The sequence below is a fragment of the Streptococcus shenyangsis genome, from assembly GCF_006385785.1.
GTDB classification, from domain to species: Bacteria; Bacillota; Bacilli; order Lactobacillales; family Streptococcaceae; genus Streptococcus; species Streptococcus shenyangsis.
The window spans coordinates 1-19156 of sequence record NZ_VFSH01000005.1 but is presented as its reverse complement, the minus strand read 5'-3'; the positions used below and the strand labels follow the sequence as shown (position 1 = coordinate 19156).

13 protein-coding genes and 1 pseudogene are annotated in these 19156 nt (G+C 41.2%); 12 read left to right on the top strand and 2 right to left on the bottom strand.

What is annotated here, in order from left to right; genetic code table 11:
- Positions 1–31: 31 nt before the first annotated feature.
- Positions 32–790, top strand: a complete 759-nt coding sequence (gene tpiA, locus FJR77_RS04870; RefSeq protein ID WP_140833472.1) for a triose-phosphate isomerase — start codon at positions 32–34, stop codon at positions 788–790.
- Positions 791–823: 33 nt separating this feature from the next.
- Positions 824–2338, top strand: a complete 1515-nt coding sequence (gene lytC, locus FJR77_RS04865; protein WP_140833470.1) for a choline binding-anchored murein hydrolase LytC — start codon at positions 824–826, stop codon at positions 2336–2338.
- A gap of 241 nt (positions 2339–2579) precedes the next feature.
- Here the strand turns inward: lytC and FJR77_RS04860 are convergent.
- Positions 2580–2675: pseudogene (locus FJR77_RS04860) on the bottom strand (IS5/IS1182 family transposase); the annotation flags it as partial.
- Positions 2676–3002: 327 nt separating this feature from the next.
- On the opposite strand from FJR77_RS04860, the gene FJR77_RS04855 reads away from it, so the two are divergent.
- From FJR77_RS04855 to whiA, 10 genes are all read left to right on the top strand, one after another.
- On the top strand, positions 3003–11651 hold the full coding sequence (locus FJR77_RS04855) for an SIALI-17 repeat-containing surface protein (protein WP_140833468.1): 8649 nt from the start codon (positions 3003–3005) through the stop codon (positions 11649–11651).
- Positions 11652–12501: 850 nt separating this feature from the next.
- Positions 12502–13020: a Dps family protein gene (locus FJR77_RS04845; RefSeq protein ID WP_004248156.1), complete on the top strand. Its 519-nt coding sequence runs from the start codon at positions 12502–12504 to the stop codon at positions 13018–13020.
- A 129-nt stretch (positions 13021–13149) separates the two neighbouring features.
- Positions 13150–13656, top strand: a complete 507-nt coding sequence (locus FJR77_RS04840) for a dihydrofolate reductase (protein WP_140833466.1) — start codon at positions 13150–13152, stop codon at positions 13654–13656.
- Positions 13656–13826, top strand: coding sequence for a hypothetical protein (locus tag FJR77_RS04835; protein WP_000442261.1), 171 nt, complete (start codon positions 13656–13658; stop codon positions 13824–13826). The genes FJR77_RS04840 and FJR77_RS04835 overlap by 1 nt, the downstream gene beginning before the upstream one ends.
- 36 nt (positions 13827–13862) lie before the next feature.
- Positions 13863–15095: an ATP-dependent Clp protease ATP-binding subunit ClpX gene (gene clpX, locus FJR77_RS04830; RefSeq protein WP_140860060.1), complete on the top strand. Its 1233-nt coding sequence runs from the start codon at positions 13863–13865 to the stop codon at positions 15093–15095.
- An 8-nt stretch (positions 15096–15103) separates the two neighbouring features.
- Positions 15104–15691, top strand: a complete 588-nt coding sequence (gene yihA / locus FJR77_RS04825) for a ribosome biogenesis GTP-binding protein YihA/YsxC (RefSeq protein WP_000422605.1) — start codon at positions 15104–15106, stop codon at positions 15689–15691.
- Positions 15692–15701: 10 nt separating this feature from the next.
- Positions 15702–16082: a RidA family protein gene (locus tag FJR77_RS04820; RefSeq protein WP_001140420.1), complete on the top strand. Its 381-nt coding sequence runs from the start codon at positions 15702–15704 to the stop codon at positions 16080–16082.
- Between the two features lie 51 nt (positions 16083–16133).
- Complete coding sequence (gene rapZ, locus FJR77_RS04815) at positions 16134–17024, top strand: RNase adapter RapZ (RefSeq protein ID WP_140833463.1); 891 nt, start codon at positions 16134–16136, stop codon at positions 17022–17024.
- Entirely contained in the window at positions 17021–17998 is a 978-nt protein-coding gene (locus FJR77_RS04810; RefSeq protein ID WP_140833461.1) for a YvcK family protein, read from the top strand. Before rapZ ends, FJR77_RS04810 begins: the two co-directional genes overlap by 4 nt.
- Positions 17995–18906 carry a DNA-binding protein WhiA gene (gene whiA, locus FJR77_RS04805; protein ID WP_140833459.1) on the top strand — a complete coding sequence of 304 codons (912 nt, stop codon included), beginning with the start codon at positions 17995–17997 and terminating at the stop codon, positions 18904–18906. Before FJR77_RS04810 ends, whiA begins: the two co-directional genes overlap by 4 nt.
- Before the next feature lie 154 nt (positions 18907–19060).
- Here the strand turns inward: whiA and FJR77_RS04800 are convergent.
- Positions 19061–19156: IS3 family transposase (locus FJR77_RS04800; RefSeq protein WP_133162783.1), on the bottom strand; the 96-nt coding region annotated here is incomplete at its 5' end.

Genomic DNA, 19156 nt, shown 5'->3' with positions numbered 1-19156 from the left:
AGAAAATAAATTGAAAAAAGAGGTATGTGAAATGTCACGTAAACCATTTATCGCTGGTAACTGGAAAATGAACAAAAATCCAGAAGAAGCTAAAGCATTCGTTGAAGCAGTTGCATCAAAACTTCCTTCATCAGATCTTGTTGAAGCAGGTATCGCAGCTCCAGCTCTTGATTTGATAACTGTTCTTGCTGCTGCTAAAGGTTCAAACCTTAAAGTTGCTGCTCAAAACTGCTACTTTGAAAATGCAGGTGCTTTCACTGGTGAAACAAGCCCACAAGTTTTGAAAGAAATCGGTACTGACTACGTTGTTATCGGTCACTCAGAACGCCGTGACTACTTCCATGAAACTGACGAAGATATCAACAAAAAAGCAAAAGCAATCTTTGCAAACGGTATGCTTCCAATCATCTGTTGTGGTGAGTCACTTGAAACTTACGAAGCTGGTAAAGCTGCTGAATTTGTAGGTGCTCAAGTATCTGCTGCATTGGCTGGATTGACTGCTGAACAAGTTGCGGCATCAGTTATCGCTTACGAGCCAATTTGGGCTATCGGTACTGGTAAATCAGCTTCACAAGACGACGCACAAAAAATGTGTAAAGTTGTTCGTGACGTTGTAGCTGCTGACTTCGGTCAAGAAGTTGCAGACAAGGTTCGTGTTCAATACGGTGGTTCTGTTAAACCTGAAAACGTTGCTTCATACATGGCTTGCCCAGACGTTGACGGTGCCCTTGTAGGTGGTGCGTCACTTGAAGCAGAAAGCTTCTTGGCTTTGCTTGACTTTGTAAAATAATCAGTAGCAAAAGCTAGGTGGAACAGCATTCAGATGTCTGTTCCATTTTTTATAGGAGAGAAAAGATTGAAAACAAAGATTGGAAAAATTGGATTAGCAAGTCTCTGTTTACTCGGGTTGGCAACTAACCATGTCGTTGCGAATGAAACCGAAGTTTCAAAAACTTCGCAGGATACAACGACAGTTTCAAGTAGTTCAGAGCAACATCAGTCTTCTAATAAAACTCAAACGAGCGAAGGAGTAAAAACCAATTCGTCTGCCCACTGGGATGGGGATTATTATGTAAAGGCTGATGGTTCTAAAGCCAAGAGTGAGTGGATTTTTGATAACTACTATAAGGCTTGGTTTTATATTAAGTCAGACGGTCGTTATGCTCAAAATGAGTGGCAGGGTAATTACTACTTGAAATCAGGCGGTTATATGGCCAAAAATGAATGGGTTTATGATGACGCCTATAAGAATTGGTTTTATTTGAAGTCCGATGGTTCTTATGCTAACCAGGAATGGCACGCTGTTGGAGGTAAATGGCACTATTTTAAGAAATGGGGCTATTTAGCTAAAAGCCAATGGCAGGGAAATTATTTCTTGAATGGTCAAGGTGCCATGATGCAAAATGAATGGCTTTATGATCCAGCCTATTCGTCTTACTTCTATCTCAAGTCTGATGGTTCTTATGCAAATCAAGAGTGGCAAAAGGTAGACGGAAAGTGGTATTATTTCAAGAAGTGGGGTTACATGGCTAAAGATGAGTGGCAGGGTAACTACTATTTGACAGAAAGTGGTGCTATGGCGACTGGTGAATTAATCATGGATGATACTCGCTATATTTTTTCTGACTCAGGTGAGTTAAAAGAAAAGAAAGACTTGAATGTTGGCTGGGTTCACCGAAATGGCCACCGTTACTTCTTTAACCATCGTGAAGAACAAGTTGGGACTGATCAAGTTAAAAAGGTCATCGATGTCAGTGAGCACAATGGCCGTATTACTGACTGGCAAAAGGTTATCCAGGAAAACGGGGTTGATGGTGTTATTGTTCGTTTGGGTTATAGCGGTGTAGAAGATAAGGAATTGGCTTATAATATTCAAGAACTTAATCGTTTGGGTATTCCTTATGGTGTCTATCTTTACACCTATGCTGAAAATGAGACCGATGCTGAGAATGATGCCAAGCAGACTGTGGAGCTCTTGAAGAAATACAAGATGAACCTGTCTTATCCTATCTACTATGATGTTGAGAACTGGGAGTATGTCAATAAAAGTAAAAGAGCTCCAAGTGAGACTGGAACTTGGGTCAAGATTATCAATAAGTATATGGCAACAATGAAGCAGGCTGGTTATCAAAATGTGAAAGTTTATAGCTATCGTCAACTCTTACAAACTCGTTTGAATCATCCAGATATTTTACAACATGTCAACTGGGTTGCAGCCTATACGGATGCGCTTGATTGGAATAATCCTCATTATTCAGGTTCAAAAGGTTGGCAATATACTTCATCTGAATATTTAAAAGGAATCCGTGGTCGTGTCGACGTCAGTGTTTGGTATTAAGATGTAGATTTAAGAAAGCTAGGTTTCAAGTTAACTAGCTAAAAGAAATTTTACCACCTATTTGTAGTCAAAGTATTTTATGCTACCTATTGATACAATTTTTTATGATGGAGATTTCGATATAGAGATCTTTGTCAACTGTAAAAGTATTGGAAGCTGGGAAAAACTGGCCTCTAAACATAAAGCAAGCGAGTATTTCCACATTTGGAGATGCTCGTTTTCTAATAGACTTTCTGCGAAACTAAAGTCCTAGTTCATCGTTGATAATGCCAGCAATCAAATTCATTCGTAATCCAAACTTTTTGTGTCGATTTCGATAGGTTGTTGAAAACAATTGAGTATAACAATTCTTAATCGTCTTCAAAGCTTACATAAGCATGATTTATACTGGCTCTTGTTTCAAAAAGAAGAATCTCTAACACTTTTTTAATATAATATACTTTGATTTTTCTGTTTATTCAGTGTAAATTGTACAATGTGGAGAAGTTCATTATTTTGTATATTTTCACAATTATATTAAGAAAATTTTAAAAGCTTTTAACTTGCTATTATGTTGTTTAAAAGTATTTTCAAACTGAAAAAATTGACCAAAAATTTGAATAATTAACTATAATTGGGTAAAATAGATAGTATGGCATATTATATTTAAGAGGAAAAAATTAAAATGAAACAATGGTTTTATGGAGAAAAACGTCAGCGTTTTTCTTTTAGAAAATTGTCAGTTGGATTAGTCTCGGCTACTATTGGAAGCTTCTTTTTTAGCAGTCTAATAGCTGGAGATTTATCCCCTGTTAAAGCTACAGAGATTTCACATGGACAGTCAGCTCAAGTGAGCTACTATTATGTAATGGAATCTGAATTAACTGAAGCAGAGAAGTCTATCTTGATCAGAGATATTCCAAAGCATGTTGAAGAAATATCAGAAAGCTATTACTTAGTTTATCGTCCCAAAGACCAAAAATTAGGATATGGAGCATTACCTCAGACCGGCTACTCTGGGGTCTGGGAGTCAATTTTTGCAGTTGCGGGTTTTACATTCTTGGTGTTAATATTTGCTCGGGCTAAGAATGGCAAGAGACATTTATCGTCTATCTTATTGGTGACAGGAATGGGGTCTGTGTTATTATCTCCAACTGCCTTAGCTGTGACCAACATTGAGCTTGCTGCTTATAATCAAAGTATAAATTTAGGTGTTGGAGAATCTCTGCCAAAACCTTTGCATATTGCTGGCTTTGAATATATTGGTTATCTAAAGAATGAGGATAAAAGGGGAAATAGCCTTTCTTCTTCTCATAAGAATAAATCATTAGTAGACTATGGCACCAATCCAGATACAGCTCCAGTTCACGAAGTTCCAGAGTTAGTAGAGTATGGCACAAGTCCAGATACAGCTCCAGTTCACGAAATTCCAGAGTTAGCTGAGTATGGCACAAGTCCAGATACAGCTCCAGTTCACGAGGCTCCAGAGTTAGCTGAGTATGGCACAAGTCCAGATACAGCTCCAGTTCACGAAATTCCAGAGTTAGCTGAGTATGGCACAAGTCCGGACGCAGCTCCAGTTCACGAAATTCCAGAGTTAGCTGAGTATGGCACAAGTCCGGACGCAGCTCCAGTTCACGAAATTCCAGAGTTAGCTGAGTATGGCACAAGTTCGGCTACAACTCCAGTTCACGAAGTTCCAGAGTTAGCTGAGTATGGCACAAGTCCGGACGTAGCTCCAGTTCACGAAATTCCAGAGTTAGCTGAGTATGGCACAAGTCCAGATACAGCTCCAGTTCACGAAGTTCCAGAGTTAGTAGAGTATGGCACAAGTCCAGATACAGCTCCAGTTCACGAAATTCCAGAGTTAGCCGAGTATGGCACAAGTCCAGATACAGCTCCAGTTCACGAAGTTCCAGAGTTAGCTGAGTATGGCACAAGTTCAGACACAGCTCCAGTTCATGAAATTCCAGAGTTAGCTGAGTATGGCACAAGTCCAGATACAGCTCCAGTTCACGAAGTTCCAGAGTTAGCTGAGTATGGCACAAGTCCAGATACAGCTCCAGTTCACGAGGCTCCAGAGTTAGCTGGGTATGGCACAAGTCCAGATACAGCTCCAGTTCACGAAATTCCAGAGTTAGTAGAGTATGGCACAAGTCCAGATACAGCTCCAGTTCACGAAATTCCAGAGTTAGCTGAGTATGGCACAAGTCCGGACGTAGCTCCAGTTCACGAAATTCCAGAGTTAGCTGAGTATGGCACCAATCCAGATACAGCTCCAGTTCACGAAGTTCCAGAGTTAGTAGAGTATGGCACAAGTCCAGATACAGCTCCAGTTCACGAAATTCCAGAGTTAGCTGGGTATGGCACAAGTCCAGATACAGCTCCAGTTCACGAAGTTCCAGAGTTAGCTGAGTATGGCACAAGTTCAGACACAGCTCCAGTTCATGAAATTCCAGAGTTAGCTGAGTATGGCACAAGTCCAGATACAGCTCCAGTTCACGAAGTTCCAGAGTTAGCTGAGTATGGCACAAGTCCAGATACAGCTCCAGTTCACGAGGCTCCAGAGTTAGCTGGGTATGGCACAAGTCCAGATACAGCTCCAGTTCACGAGGCTCCAGAGTTAGCTGGGTATGGCACAAGTCCAGATACAGCTCCAGTTCATGAAATTCCAGAGTTAGTAGAGTATGGCACAAGTCCAGATACAGCTCCAGTTCACGAAATTCCAGAGTTAGCTGAGTATGGCACAAGTCCAGATATAGCTCCAGTTCATGAAATTCCTGAGTTGAAGTTTAGTATAAATGACATTATAAAAATAGAAAAGATAGATTTTTCTATCGTCGAGCTATATACAGATGAGATTACAGAAGGCAGTCGTAACATTGTAACCCCGGGAGTTCAAGGAGAGCGTACGATTAAGACTCGTATCTACAGCTCCAATGGCCAGGAAATTGACCGTCAGGAGTTGTCAAATGAGGAGACCTTATCACCAATTACCCAGGTTGTTAAAGTTGGTACAGCTAAGCCGACTATGGTTCCGAAAGAATCACCGACAGCAGAATCTCTTCCAGAGTACCCGTTGACCTTCACCGACGAAATTCGAGTAGATACAATCAACTTCGCAGTTCGTGAAGAAGAAACGGACGAACTTGTCCAAGGCAGTCGTAACATTGTAACCCCGGGAGTTCAAGGTGAACGTACGATTAAGACTCGTATCTACAGCTCTAATGGTCAGGAGATTGACCGACAAGAATTGTCAAATGAGGAGACCTTATCCCCAGTTACCCAGGTTGTTAAAGTTGGTACAGCTAAGCCGACTATGGTTCCGAAAGAATCACCGACAGCAGAATCTCTTCCAGAGTACCCGTTGACCTTCACCGACGAAATTCGAGTAGATACAATCAACTTCGCAGTTCGTGAAGAAGAAACGGACGAATTTGTTCAAGGTAGTCGTAATATTGTAACCCCGGGAGTTCAAGGTGAACGTACGATTAAGACTCGTATCTACAGCTCTAATGGTCAGGAGATTGACCGACAAGAGTTGTCAAATGAGGAGACCTTATCCCCAGTTACCCAGGTTGTTAAAGTTGGTACAGCTAAGCCGACGATGGTTCCGAATGATGCACCGAAAGTAGAATCTCTTCCAGAGTACCCGTTGACCTTCACTGACGAAATTCGAGTAGAAAAAATCAACTTCGCAGTTCGTGAAGAAGAAACGGACGAACTTGTCCAAGGCAGTCGTAACATTGTAATACCGGGAGTTCAAGGTGAACGTACGATTAAGACACGTATCTACAGCTCTAATGGTCAGGAAATTGACCGTCAAGAGTTGTCAAATGAGGAGACCTTATCTCCAGTTACCCAGGTTGTTAAAGTTGGTACAGCTAAGCCGACGATGGTTCCGAATGAATCACCGACAGCAGAATCTCTTCCAGAGTACCCGTTAACCTTCACCGACGAAATTCGAGTAGATAAAATCAACTTCGCAGTTCGTGAAGAAGAAACGGACGAACTTGTCCAAGGCAGTCGTAACATTGTAACCCCGGGAGTTCAAGGTGAACGTACGATTAAGACACGTATCTACAGCTCTAATGGTCAGGAAATTGACCGTCAAGAGTTGTCAAATGAGGAGACCTTATCTCCAGTTACCCAGTTTGTTAAAGTTGGTACAGCTAAGCCGACGATGGTTCCGAATGAATCACCGACAGCAGAATCTCTTCCAGAGTACCCGTTAACCTTCACTGACGAAATTCGAGTAGATAAAATCAACTTCGCAGTTCGTGAAGAAGAAACGGACGAACTTGTTCAAGGCAGTCGTAACATTGTAACCCCGGGAGTTCAAGGTGAACGTACGATTAAGACACGTATCTACAGCTCTAATGGTCAGGAAATTGACCGTCAAGAGTTGTCAAATGAGGAGACCTTATCCCCAATTACCCAGGTTGTTAAAGTTGGAACAGCTAAGCCGACGATGGTTCCGAATGATGCACCGAAAGCAGAATCTCTTCCAGAGTACCCGTTAACCTTCACTGACGAAATTCGAGTAGATAAAATCAACTTCGCAGTTCGTGAAGAAGAAACGGACGAACTTGTTCAAGGCAGTCGTAACATTGTAACACCGGGAGTTCAAGGTGAACGTACGATTAAGACACGTATTTACAGCTCTAATGGTCAGGAAATTGACCGTCAAGAGTTGTCAAATGAGGAGACCCTATCCCCAGTTACCCAGGTTGTTAAAGTTGGTACAGCTAAGCCGACCATGGTTCCGAATGATGCACCGAAAGCAGAATCTTTAGAAGAGTTCGACTTAATTACACTGCATAATTTATTGACAGAAGCAACTCAGATTAAAGCAGAGGCACGTTATTTCAATGATGATCAAAGTCATCAATCTAACTATGATTCTGCATTGATGGCAGCTCAGGCGATTCTTACTCAATCTCAAGCTAGTCAAGCAGAAATCAATCAACTGGTGGAACAAATCAAACAGGCTAAGGCGCAATTAAGTGGTCTTGAGGTTGTCAAAACGGCTCTTCAGACTGAGTACGATTTAAATGTCACTGTTAAAACTTCTGCTAAATATAAGAATGCTGATTCGGATAAGAAGACAGTTTATACAGACCAATTGGCCAAGTCAGAAATAGTTCTGAATAGTCAAACGGCTACACAAGTACAAGTCAATCAAGCTCTTGCTAGTCTGCAAGCTGCCAAAGAAGCACTCAATGGAGTGTCAAAAGTCAAGCCAATAGTTTCGATTCTAAGCCTGACTGAAAATGCAGATGATAAGTCTGTTGCGATCCAATATAGCTTGGAAGACCAAACAAAATCCTTACGTTCAGCTACTGCAGAATTATATCAGGGGGATAAGCTTGTTCGTACTCTTCCAATCACTAATTTCGATGATAGTCTAAAGATTGGAGAGTTGGATTACTACACAGCTTATACTTTGAAAACCAAGCTGACATATGAGCTGGACAATGGTAGTGTCACTGAATTTGAAACAGACAGTCGTGAATTTGAACTCGAATATAAGAAGATCTCCTTCCGAGATGTTGATTCAGTTGAGTTTTACAGTAAAGATAATGACCAATACAAGCGACTGGTATCAATGAGTTCCATGCCTAAAGATCTGTCAAACTACTTTGTAAAAGTCAAATCAAGTGAAGCTAAGGAAATGCTTCTCCCAGTTCACAGTATTTCTGAAATCCAAAAAGACGGAAAAGATGTTTATAGGGTAACAGTCTCGTTGCCTGAGCTTGTTCAAGAAGGTGAGACAGGCTACAAGTCTGGCTACGACTTCTATATCAGTAAGACAGTTCCTAGTCAGCAAAATGTTTACACTAGCTTTGCTGGATTGATAGATGCTATGAAGAAAAATATGGCTAGTAATTATGTTTTGGGAGCTGATTTGGATGCTAGTGAGGTTAGTCTGGCACCTGCGGATTATGTCTATCTTAGAGGGAACTTCACAGGCAGTCTGACTGGCAATCATAATGGTAAGCAGTATGCTATCTATAATCTAGCTAAGCCTTTGTTCGAAAACCTCAAGAGTGGTTCTTCTGTTTCTGGTATGGATTTGAAGGATGTCAATATTGTGGGTAGCTATGACTCTGCTGCCTTAGCTCGGAGTGCAGAAAATGCTCGAATTACAGACGTTTCTGTCCAAGGTAAAGTATCGGTGATAGGCAATGCTTCTAATGTGGCGGGGCTGGTTGTTAGTGCAACACACACACAAATTTCCAACAGTTCCTTCACTGGTGTCATCCAGGCAAACGAGAAACAGGGCAAAGAATATAATGTTGGTGGTTTGGTTGCTAATCTTAAGGGAGGAGATTCCTTGCTCAGTCAAAGCAGAGCAGATGTGACCATCCTAGCAGGTGCTAGAGCCAACAACCAACGATTCGGCGGTTTGGTTGGTCGTTTGGAGAACAATGCCCGTATTAGCCGTTCTTATGCAACTGGAAAGATTCAAAATACTACTAAGAATGGTCAGATTGGCGGTATCGTAGGATCCAATTACTTCAATGGCTTGGTTGACAATGTTATCAGTAATATTAGTGGTACGAATGTTTATAGTATTTCTGGAGATCAAGCCTACAATAATGATCGTATTACAGAAGCTTATGCTGTTGAAGGAAATCAAACGCTGGAAAATGACAAGTTTGTCACTTCAACACTGACTCTGAACGAGGCAGAAGAGAAGCTAGCTAGTTTAGATATTACGACAAATCTAGAGGACACGAATCTTAACCTTTATTCTGTTAACTATGCTCAAGAGAAGAATGCTCGAGAAAATCGTTTGATAGCTTATTCCAATATGGAAAAACTCCTTCCGTTCTATAACAAGGAGACAATCATTAGCTATGGAAATAAACTCCCAGATCATCATAAGCTCAATACAGAATATTTGTTGGATGTTGTTCCAATGAAAGGTGACCAGATTATCACTGATATTAATAGTAATAAGGCATCTATTGACCGTTTGATGTTACACTTCGAGGATAATACGGTTGATTACCTGAATTTGACTTATAAGGGAGAGTTTAAGAATCAAGCAATTGCAGAATACAGTGTAAACAGCTTAGATCTCCTTTATACACCTGAAGCTTTCTTATCAGACTATAGCAGAGTTCTGAATCAAGTACTGCCAGAGTTGAATAAGGTAGTTCTTGACTCACCAGCCATGCGAACTGTTTTAGGTGTAAATGCTGACACTTCCTTGGATGATCTTTATCTTGATGGGGCTTTTGAACAAGTCAAGACCAAGCTCTCAGAAGAGTTACGCAAAGTTCTGGCTATGGATAAGTCAATCAATACTGAAGGCAATGTTGTGGCCGACTATGTAGCTCACAAGATTACAGCCAATAAGGAAGCCTTCTTGCTTGGGCTTACCTATCTTAACCGTTGGTATAATATTAATTATGATAATATTAATGTCAAAGATTTATCTGCTTATAAGTTTGATTTCTTTGGCAACCATAGTGCTTCAACGATAGACACCATTATTTCATTAGGCCAGTCAGGAATGAATAATCTTAAAGCAAAGAACAATCATTTAGCTTATGATAGTTCTCTCTCTGAAGCGACTGGTAAGCGTGGACTTTTCAATTATTTGGAAAATTACCGTCAGCTCTTCTTACCATACAAGACTAATAATGAATGGCTCAAGACCAATACAAAAGCTTATATCGTAGAGTCTAAGTCAGATATAGCAGAGGCTAGAAAGATTCAGGATACAGCTGAGGGCAAGAGCAAGTATTCTGTCGGCGTTTATGATAAGATTACTGCTGATAATTGGGAATATAAGGGCATGCTTCTACCGCTCTTGACTATGAGTGAGAAAGGTGTCTATGTCATCTCCAATATGTCCACTATCTCCATGGGTGCTTATGATCGTTACCGAGATGTTGTCGATGGTAAGGTAAGGACAGATGCAGAGTTGGTAGAATATGTCGAAGATAGAGTTAGAAAATCAGCTGAATATCAGCGCGATCATTATGATTTCTGGTACAAGATTCTAAGTCCAGAAAGCAGGGACAAGCTTTTCCGTTCCGTACTAGTTTACGATGGATTCCTAATGAAAGATAGTACTGGTCAAAGATATTGGGCTCCAGCTAATGATAAGAAATCGTTAGCTATGCAGGAGTTCTTTGGACCAGCAGGCAAGTGGTATCCAAGTAAGGGCTACAATGCCTATGCTACAGGAAGTGTAACCCACTTTGACGCTGCTCGTTTATTGGAAGACTATGGTAACTCTGTTTATACGCATGAAATGACTCATAACTCTGACGGCGGCATCTACTTTGAGGGCAATGGTCGTCGTGAAGGTCTGGGAGCTGAACTCTATGCTCGAGGGCTCTTGCAATCTACTCCAACCCCTGACGAACCAACTATTACTCTTAATACCCTCTTCAAGGTGGATAAAGATTCTAAGACACGTATGCATACCTATAATTTCAAAGAGCGTGTTCAAAATGCAGCAGACTTGCAACACTATGTTCATGGTATGTTTGATATGATCTATACACTCGATTACTTAGAAGGTACTTCTATGCTTAAGCAGAGTGATGATGCTAAGCTTCAGTGGTTCAGAAAGATGGAAAATTACTACATTACAGATAAGTATGGTAAGGAAACCCATGCTGGTAACCAGACACGAACCTTCACTGCAGAGGAAATTAAGCAGCTAACTAGTTTCTACTCTTTGATTGAGAATGATGTGATTACGCGTCGAGAGAACAGGGATAGTGGTAAATATAGACGGAATGGCTACCTCAGTCTTAGTCTCTTCTCACCAATCTACTCAGCATTGAGCAATCCTAAAGGAGCTCCAGGGGATGTTATGTTCCGACGTACGGCTTATGAGTTACTGGCAGCCAAGGGATATCATGAAGGATTTGTTCCTTATGTTTCTGGTAAGTACTCTAAGGAAGCCTTTGATGAAGGTAAGAAAACGTGGGACGGATGGTCTGGAAGGGATGTAGGTCTAGTGACAGACCAAAAAGTTTTGGAAAATGTATTTAAGGGCGAATATGACTCTTGGGTAGCTTTCAAGAAGGCCATGTATAAGGAACGAATTGATCAGCTGACAAAGCTTAAGCCGATCACTATTGAGTACGAACTTAGAAATCCAAATAGTACTAAGAAAGTAACTATTCGTTCTTACGCACAGATGCAGAAACTGATGGATGAAGCAGTAGCAGAGGATGTAGGTAACATTACTAATGCGACTAGCCGTGTCGAAGCTAGTTGGGTCAACTTGCTCAAGAAAAAGATTTACAACGCTTATCTTCGTGAGACAGATGATTTCAGACAGTCTATATTTAAGAAATAAGGAATTTTATATTTCTTCAATTAAATTTTATGGTAGTTTTCTCAGTTTTTAAGTGATGAGTATCTGATATCTATCGCGAAAATACTTGATAAGATCATCATGGAATGACTAATGAGAAAAAGTATTAGCTAGACAGTTTCTTAAAAATGAAATCTCTAGAAGAAAACAGTTTTCTATAAAGCGAATGATGAAATAATAAGAAATTAAGCAACGGCCTTGTTCCTCATTTTAAGAGGGGTAAGGTCGTTCTTGTGCTGTTTAACACTTTGTTAGTATTCGTTTCCTGAGCCAATACTCTCCAAAAATCTCTTCAAACCACGTCAACGTAGTCTTGCCGTGCGTATGGTTACTGACTTCGTCAGTTCTATCCACAACCTCAAAACAGTGTTTTGAGCTGACTTCGTCAGTTTTATCTGCAACCTCAAAGATGTACTTTGAGCAGCCTTCGGCTAGTTTCCTAGTTTACTCTTTGATTTTCATTGAGTATAAGATGCTGATCAAGATGATAATGTCGTAGTTGAAGACACTTCCCCTACTTTTAAGTTTCTATAAAATAAAAATAGATTTTTTGTTGACAGTCTATTTAAGAAATATCGTAGTTCAATAATACACTGTACAATTTAATAGTTCTTATTCAGTTTGCTAGAAGTTTGTATATTCTTTTTCTTTTCTTTATTAAAAAATAGACATGAAATTGACTCTAATATTCTCTAAAAAATTCTTAAATTATCAGTCTATTGCAACTTTTCTCATGTGGGTCATTTGACTTGCTATTGGTTTTTCTTAGTGGTATACTAAGATAGTAATCATTAAGAAGTGGTTGCAAAAAATAATGAACGAGGTAAAGAAAATGGTAGAATTGAAAAAAGAAGCAGTAAAAGATGTAGCATCATTAACAAAAACAGCGCCAGTAGCATTGGCAAAAACAAAGGAAGTATTGAACCAAGCTGTTGCTGATTTATACGTGGCCCACGTGGCTTTGCACCAAGTACACTGGTACATGCGTGGTCGTGGATTTCTTGTATGGCATCCAAAAATGGATGAGTACATGGATGCTCTTGATGGTCATTTAGATGAAATCAGCGAACGATTGATTACACTCGGAGGTAGCCCATTCTCTACATTGACAGAGTTCCTTCAAAACAGTGAAATCGAAGAAGAAGTTGGAGAGTTCCGCAATGTAGAAGAAAGTTTGGAACGTGTCCTTGAAATTTATCGTTACCTCATCACGCTTTTCCAAGAAGCTTTGGATGTGACAGATAAAGAAGGCGATGATGTAACCAATGATATCTTTGTTGGAGCTAAGGCTGACCTTGAAAAAACAGTCTGGATGCTTGCGGCAGAATTAGGACAAGCACCTGGTTTGTAAGAAACAATAGAAAATATATAAATCTGTAGGAAATTTCTTACAGATTTTTTCTATTCTGTAAGCTATTCCAAACCAGTCTTTTTTTGAGTTTTTTGATAAAATAGTACTATCAGTGAAAAGGATGGAAGCATGACTAAAAAAATCGTAGCTATTTGGGCCCAGGATGAAGAGGGTGTGATTGGTAAGGACAATCGTCTGCCCTGGTATTTGCCAGCAGAATTGCAACACTTTAAAGAAACAACTCTGAATCATGCTATCTTGATGGGGCGTGTGACCTTTGATGGGATGGAACGCCGCTTGCTTCCAAAACGTGAAATCTTGATTTTGACACGTAACCCGGAAGAAAAGATAGATGGAGTTGCTACTTTTCATGATGTCCAGTCTGTCTTGGACTGGTATCAGGCTCAAGAAAAGAATCTCTATATTATTGGTGGAAAGCAGATTTTTCAGGCTTTTGAACCCTATTTGGACGAAGTAATTGTGACTCAAATTCATGCTCGGGTGGAGGGAGATACCTATTTCCCTGAAGAGTTTAACTTGTCTCTTTTTGAGACAGTTTCAAGCAAATCCTATGCCAAAGATGAGAAAAATCCTTATGATTTTACCATCCAATACCGCAAGAGAAAGGAAGTCTAATGGAACGTAGTATATTTGGTTTTTTCACAGCCATGCTGTGTTTGGTCTGCTTGCTTGCAGGAGCACAGGCTTTTCGTAAAAAGCGTTATGGACTTTCTGTCCTGCTCTGGTTAAATGCCTTTACCAATTTGGTCAATAGTGTTCATGCCTTTTACATGACCTTATTTTAGATAGAATGATAGTATAGAATAGAACGGAAGGAAATCATGCCTACAACTAGGAATAATGATATGATGGTTTATTGCTCATTTTGTGGCAAAAGCCAAGAAGAAGTACAAAAAATAATCGCAGGCAACAACGCCTTTATCTGTAATGAATGTGTGGAGTTGGCCCAGGAAATCATCCGTGAGGAGTTGGCTGAGGAAGTCTTGGCAGACTTGTCAGAAGTTCCAAAACCAATCGAACTTCTCCATATCTTGAACCACTATGTAATCGGTCAAGATCGTGCCAAGCGTGCCTTGGCAGTTGCAGTTTATAACCACTACAAACGTATTAATTTTCACGATACACGCGAAGAGTCAGAAGATGTGGATTTGCAGAAGTCAAACATCTTGATGATTGGCCCAACTGGTTCAGGGAAAACATTCCTTGCTCAGACCTTGGCTAAGAGCTTGAATGTGCCTTTTGCTATTGCAGATGCGACTGCTCTTACTGAGGCTGGTTATGTGGGTGAGGACGTAGAAAATATCCTCCTCAAACTCTTGCAGGCTGCTGACTTTAACATTGAACGTGCAGAGCGTGGCATTATCTATGTGGATGAAATTGACAAGATTGCCAAGAAGAGCGAGAACGTATCGATCACACGTGACGTTTCTGGTGAAGGGGTGCAACAAGCCCTTCTCAAGATTATAGAGGGAACTGTTGCCAGCGTACCGCCTCAAGGTGGACGCAAGCATCCGCAACAAGAAATGATTCAAGTGGATACTAAAAATATCCTCTTCATCGTGGGTGGTGCCTTTGATGGTATTGAAGAAATCGTCAAACAAGGTCTGGGTGAAAAGGTTATCGGTTTTGGTCAAAATAACAAGGCGATTGACGAAAACAGCTCTTACATGCAAGAAATCATCGCAGAAGATATTCAAAAATTCGGGATTATCCCTGAGTTGATTGGACGCTTGCCTGTCTTTGCAGCTCTTGAACAATTGACGGTTGATGACCTGGTTCGTATCTTGAAGGAGCCAAGAAATGCCTTGGTAAAACAATACCAAACCTTGCTTTCTTATGATGATGTCGAGTTGGAATTTGACGATGAAGCCCTTCAGGAAATTGCCAATAGGGCCATCGAACGCAAAACTGGTGCGCGTGGTCTTCGCTCGATTATCGAGGAAACCATGCTAGATGTCATGTTTGAAGTACCGAGTCAGGAAAATGTGAAATTGGTCCGCATCACAAAAGAAGCTGTCGATGGAACGGATAAACCAATCCTAGAAACAGCCTAGAGGTGACTATGGAACTTAATACACATAATGCTGAAATCTTGCTCAGTGCGGCTAATAAATCCCACTATCCGCAGGATGAACTGCCAGAGATCGCTCTTGCAGGGCGTTCAAATGTTGGTAAATCCAGCTTTATCAATACCATGCTGAACCGTAAGAATCTGGCTCGTACGTCAGGGAAACCTGGGAAAACCCAGCTTCTCAACTTCTTTAACATTGACGACAAGATGCGCTTTGTGGATGTGCCTGGTTATGGTTATGCCCGTGTTTCCAAAAAGGAACGTGAAAAGTGGGGGCGCATGATTGAGGAGTACCTAACGACTCGGGAAAATCTCCGTGCAGTGGTCAGTCTAGTTGACCTTCGTCATGATCCGTCAGCAGATGATGTGCAGATGTACGAATTTCTCAAGTATTATGAGATTCCAGTCATCATTGTGGCGACCAAGGCGGACAAGATTCCTCGTGGTAAATGGAACAAGCACGAATCAGCAATCAAAAAGAAATTAAACTTTGACCCAAGTGACGACTTTATCCTCTTTTCATCTGTCAGCAAGGCTGGGATGGATGAGGCTTGGGATGCAATCTTAGAAAAATTGTGAGGAAAAGAAAATGGCAAAAACAATTCATACAGACAAAGCTCCAAAAGCTATTGGACCCTATGTTCAAGGAAAAATCGTTGGCAACCTTTTGTTTGCTAGTGGTCAAGTTCCTCTCTCTCCTGAAACTGGGGAAATCGTTGGAGAAACGATTCAAGAACAGACAGAACAAGTCTTGAAAAACATCGGTGCTATTTTGGCAGAAGCAGGAACTGACTTTGACCATGTTGTCAAAACTACTTGCTTCTTGAGCGATATGAACGACTTTGTTCCTTTTAATGAGGTTTACCAAACGGCCTTTAAAGAGGAATTTCCAGCTCGTTCAGCAGTAGAGGTAGCTCGTCTTCCTCGTGATGTAAAAGTCGAAATCGAAGTCATCGCAGAGATTGGATAAGCTAGTTGAAGTTTGGTGTTGCCAAACTTCTTTTGATATAAGGAGAAAAAGATGACAAAGAAACAACTTCACTTGGTGATTGTGACAGGGATGAGTGGTGCAGGGAAAACTGTAGCCATTCAGTCTTTCGAGGATTTGGGATATTTCACTATTGATAATATGCCGCCAGCTCTCTTGCCTAAGTTTTTGCAGTTGGTGGAAACAAAGGAAGACGACCATAAGTTGGCCTTGGTGGTGGATATGCGTAGCCGTTCTTTCTTTTCAGAGATTCAAACTGTTTTGGATGAGTTGGAAAACAAGGAAGAACTGGACTTTAAAATTCTCTTTTTGGATGCAGCTGATAAGGAATTGGTCGCGCGTTACAAGGAAACTAGACGAAGTCACCCTCTAGCTGCAGATGGACGGATTTTGGATGGAATAAAACTGGAGCGTGAGCTCTTGGCGCCTTTGAAAAACATGAGCCAAAATGTGGTGGATACGACTGAACTGACTCCTCGTGAGCTGCGTAAAACCATTGCAGAGCAGTTTTCGGATCAAGAGAAAGCTCAGTCTTTCCGTATTGAAGTCATGTCTTTTGGCTTTAAATACGGAATCCCAATTGATGCGGACTTGGTCTTTGATGTCCGTTTCTTGCCAAATCCCTACTACCTACCAGAACTGAGAAACCAAACTGGTGTGGATGAGCCAGTGTACGACTATGTCATGAACCATCCTGAGTCAGAAGATTTTTATCAACATTTATTGGCCTTGATTGAGCCGATTTTGCCAAGTTACCAAAAGGAAGGGAAGTCTGTTTTGACCATTGCCATGGGCTGTACAGGAGGACAACACCGTAGTGTGGCCTTTGCTAAACGCTTGGCGCAGGACTTATCCAAGACTTGGCCTGTCAATGAAGGGCATCGCGACAAAGACCGAAGAAAGGAAACGGTAAACCGTTCATGAGAAAACCAAAGATAACGGTGATTGGTGGAGGGACTGGAATCCCCGTCATTCTAAAAAGTCTGCGAGAAAAAGATGTGGAAATCGCTGCTATTGTAACGGTGGCAGATGATGGCGGTTCATCAGGTGAACTCCGAAAAAATATGCAACAATTGACACCGCCAGGTGATCTTCGTAATGTCCTTGTGGCCATGTCGGATATGCCTAAGTTTTATGAGAAGGTATTTCAGTATCGTTTTTCTGAGAATGCGGGAGCCTTTGCTGGCCATCCATTGGGTAATCTCATCATTGCTGGTCTGTCAGAAATGCAGGGTTCGACCTATAATGCCATGCAGTTATTGAGCAAATTTTTCCATACAACAGGGAAGATTTATCCTTCCAGTGACCATCCTTTGACCCTGCACGCAGTCTTTCAGGATGGGACAGAGGTGGCTGGAGAGAGCCATATTGCAGACCATCCAGGCATGATTGACCATGTCTATGTGACCAATACTCTCAATGATGATACACCTCTGGCTAGCCGTCGAGTTGTGCAGACCATTCTTGAAAGTGACATGATTGTCCTAGGGCCAGGTTCCCTCTTTACCTCTATTTTGCCCAATATTGTCATTAAGGAAATTGGTCGAGCGCTTTTGGAAACCAAGGCAGAAATAGCCTATGTCTGCAATATCATGACCCAACGTGGGGAGACGGAACACTTTACAGATAGTGATCACGTGGAAGTCTTGCATCGTCACCTTGGCCGACCTTTTATTGATACGGTCTTGGTGAATATCGAAAAAGTGCCACAGGAATATATGAATTCCAACCGTTTTGATGAATACTTGGTGCAGGTGGACCATGATTTTGCTGGTCTTAGTAAGCAAGTTCCGCGTGTGATTTCATCCAACTTCCTTCGTCTGGAAAATGGAGGTGCTTTCCACGATGGGGATTTGATTGTGGATGAGTTGATGCGGATTATACAGGTGAGAAAATGAGTTTCACAGTAGCAGTAAAAGAAGAAATCCTAGGTCAACACCATCTGAGCCGGCATGAATTATCTGCCATTATCAAGATGTCTGGTAGTATCGGTCTCTCAACTTCGGGCTTGACCTTGTCAGTTGTGACAGAAAATGCCAAGCTGGCTCGTCACCTCTATGAGTCCTTTCTCCATTTCTATGAAATCAAATCAGAAATTCGCCACCACCAAAGAAGTAATCTTCGCAAGAATCGGGTCTATACTGTTTTTACAGATGAAAAGGTACAGGACTTGCTGAGTGATTTGCACTTGGCGGACTCCTTCTTTGGCCTGGAAACAGGTATTGATGAGGCGATTTTATCAGAAGAGGAAGCAGGTCGTGCCTATCTCTGTGGCGCTTTCTTAGCAAATGGGAGCATTCGTGACCCTGAATCAGGTAAGTACCAGTTGGAAATCAGTTCTGTTTATCTAGACCACGCGCAAGGGATTGCCTCTCTTCTCCAGCAATTTTTACTGGATGCTAAGGTGCTTGAGCGCAAAAAGGGGGCTGTGACCTATCTCCAGCGTGCCGAAGATATTATGGACTTCTTGATTGTCATCGGAGCCATGCAGGCGCGTGATGATTTTGAGCGAGTTAAGATTTTGCGAGAAACCCGTAACGACCTCAATAGAGCCAATAATGCCGAGACAGCTAATATCGCTCGGACAGTTTCTGCCAGCATGAAGACTATCAACAATATCAGCAAAATCAAAGATATTATAGGCTTAGAAAATCTGCCAGTGGATTTGCAGGAAGTAGCGCAGTTGCGGATTCAGCACCCAGACTACTCTATCCAGCAGTTGGCAGATAGCCTCAGCACCCCTCTGACCAAAAGTGGTGTCAATCATAGACTCAGAAAGATAAATAAATTAGCCGATGAACTATAAAACCAGGCTCTTGTTTTGCGAGGTTCTTTTTTGAAATAAAAAGAGGTTGGGCAAAAAGCAATGTCATTAAGTTAAGAAATTTGGCTCTTTAAAATCAAAAACGCATAATATCCGGTGTTGACTTGTACTGACCCCAAAAAGTTAGACAATCAATTTATCCGAAGGATTTAGTTCTGTATTGCACAGGACTGAGTCCTTTTAGTTTTACCTTAATTCGTTTATTGTTGTAGTAATCAATATAGTCTACAAT

Excerpts from the sequence above, each read along its gene's own strand:
- yihA (WP_000422605.1), top strand. The coding sequence starts at position 15,104 with ATGGAACTTAATACACATAATGCTGAAATCTTGCTCAGTGCGGCTAAT.
- FJR77_RS04835 (WP_000442261.1), top strand. The coding sequence starts at position 13,656 with ATGGAACGTAGTATATTTGGTTTTTTCACAGCCATGCTGTGTTTGGTC.
- FJR77_RS04845 (WP_004248156.1), top strand. The coding sequence starts at position 12,502 with ATGGTAGAATTGAAAAAAGAAGCAGTAAAAGATGTAGCATCATTAACA.
- FJR77_RS04810 (WP_140833461.1), top strand. The coding sequence starts at position 17,021 with ATGAGAAAACCAAAGATAACGGTGATTGGTGGAGGGACTGGAATCCCC.
- tpiA (WP_140833472.1), top strand. The coding sequence starts at position 32 with ATGTCACGTAAACCATTTATCGCTGGTAACTGGAAAATGAACAAAAAT.
- FJR77_RS04840 (WP_140833466.1), top strand. The coding sequence starts at position 13,150 with ATGACTAAAAAAATCGTAGCTATTTGGGCCCAGGATGAAGAGGGTGTG.
- whiA (WP_140833459.1), top strand. The coding sequence starts at position 17,995 with ATGAGTTTCACAGTAGCAGTAAAAGAAGAAATCCTAGGTCAACACCAT.
- lytC (WP_140833470.1), top strand. The coding sequence starts at position 824 with ATGTCTGTTCCATTTTTTATAGGAGAGAAAAGATTGAAAACAAAGATT.
- FJR77_RS04820 (WP_001140420.1), top strand. The coding sequence starts at position 15,702 with ATGGCAAAAACAATTCATACAGACAAAGCTCCAAAAGCTATTGGACCC.
- FJR77_RS04855 (WP_140833468.1), top strand. The coding sequence starts at position 3,003 with ATGAAACAATGGTTTTATGGAGAAAAACGTCAGCGTTTTTCTTTTAGA.
- clpX (WP_140860060.1), top strand. The coding sequence starts at position 13,863 with ATGCCTACAACTAGGAATAATGATATGATGGTTTATTGCTCATTTTGT.
- rapZ (WP_140833463.1), top strand. The coding sequence starts at position 16,134 with ATGACAAAGAAACAACTTCACTTGGTGATTGTGACAGGGATGAGTGGT.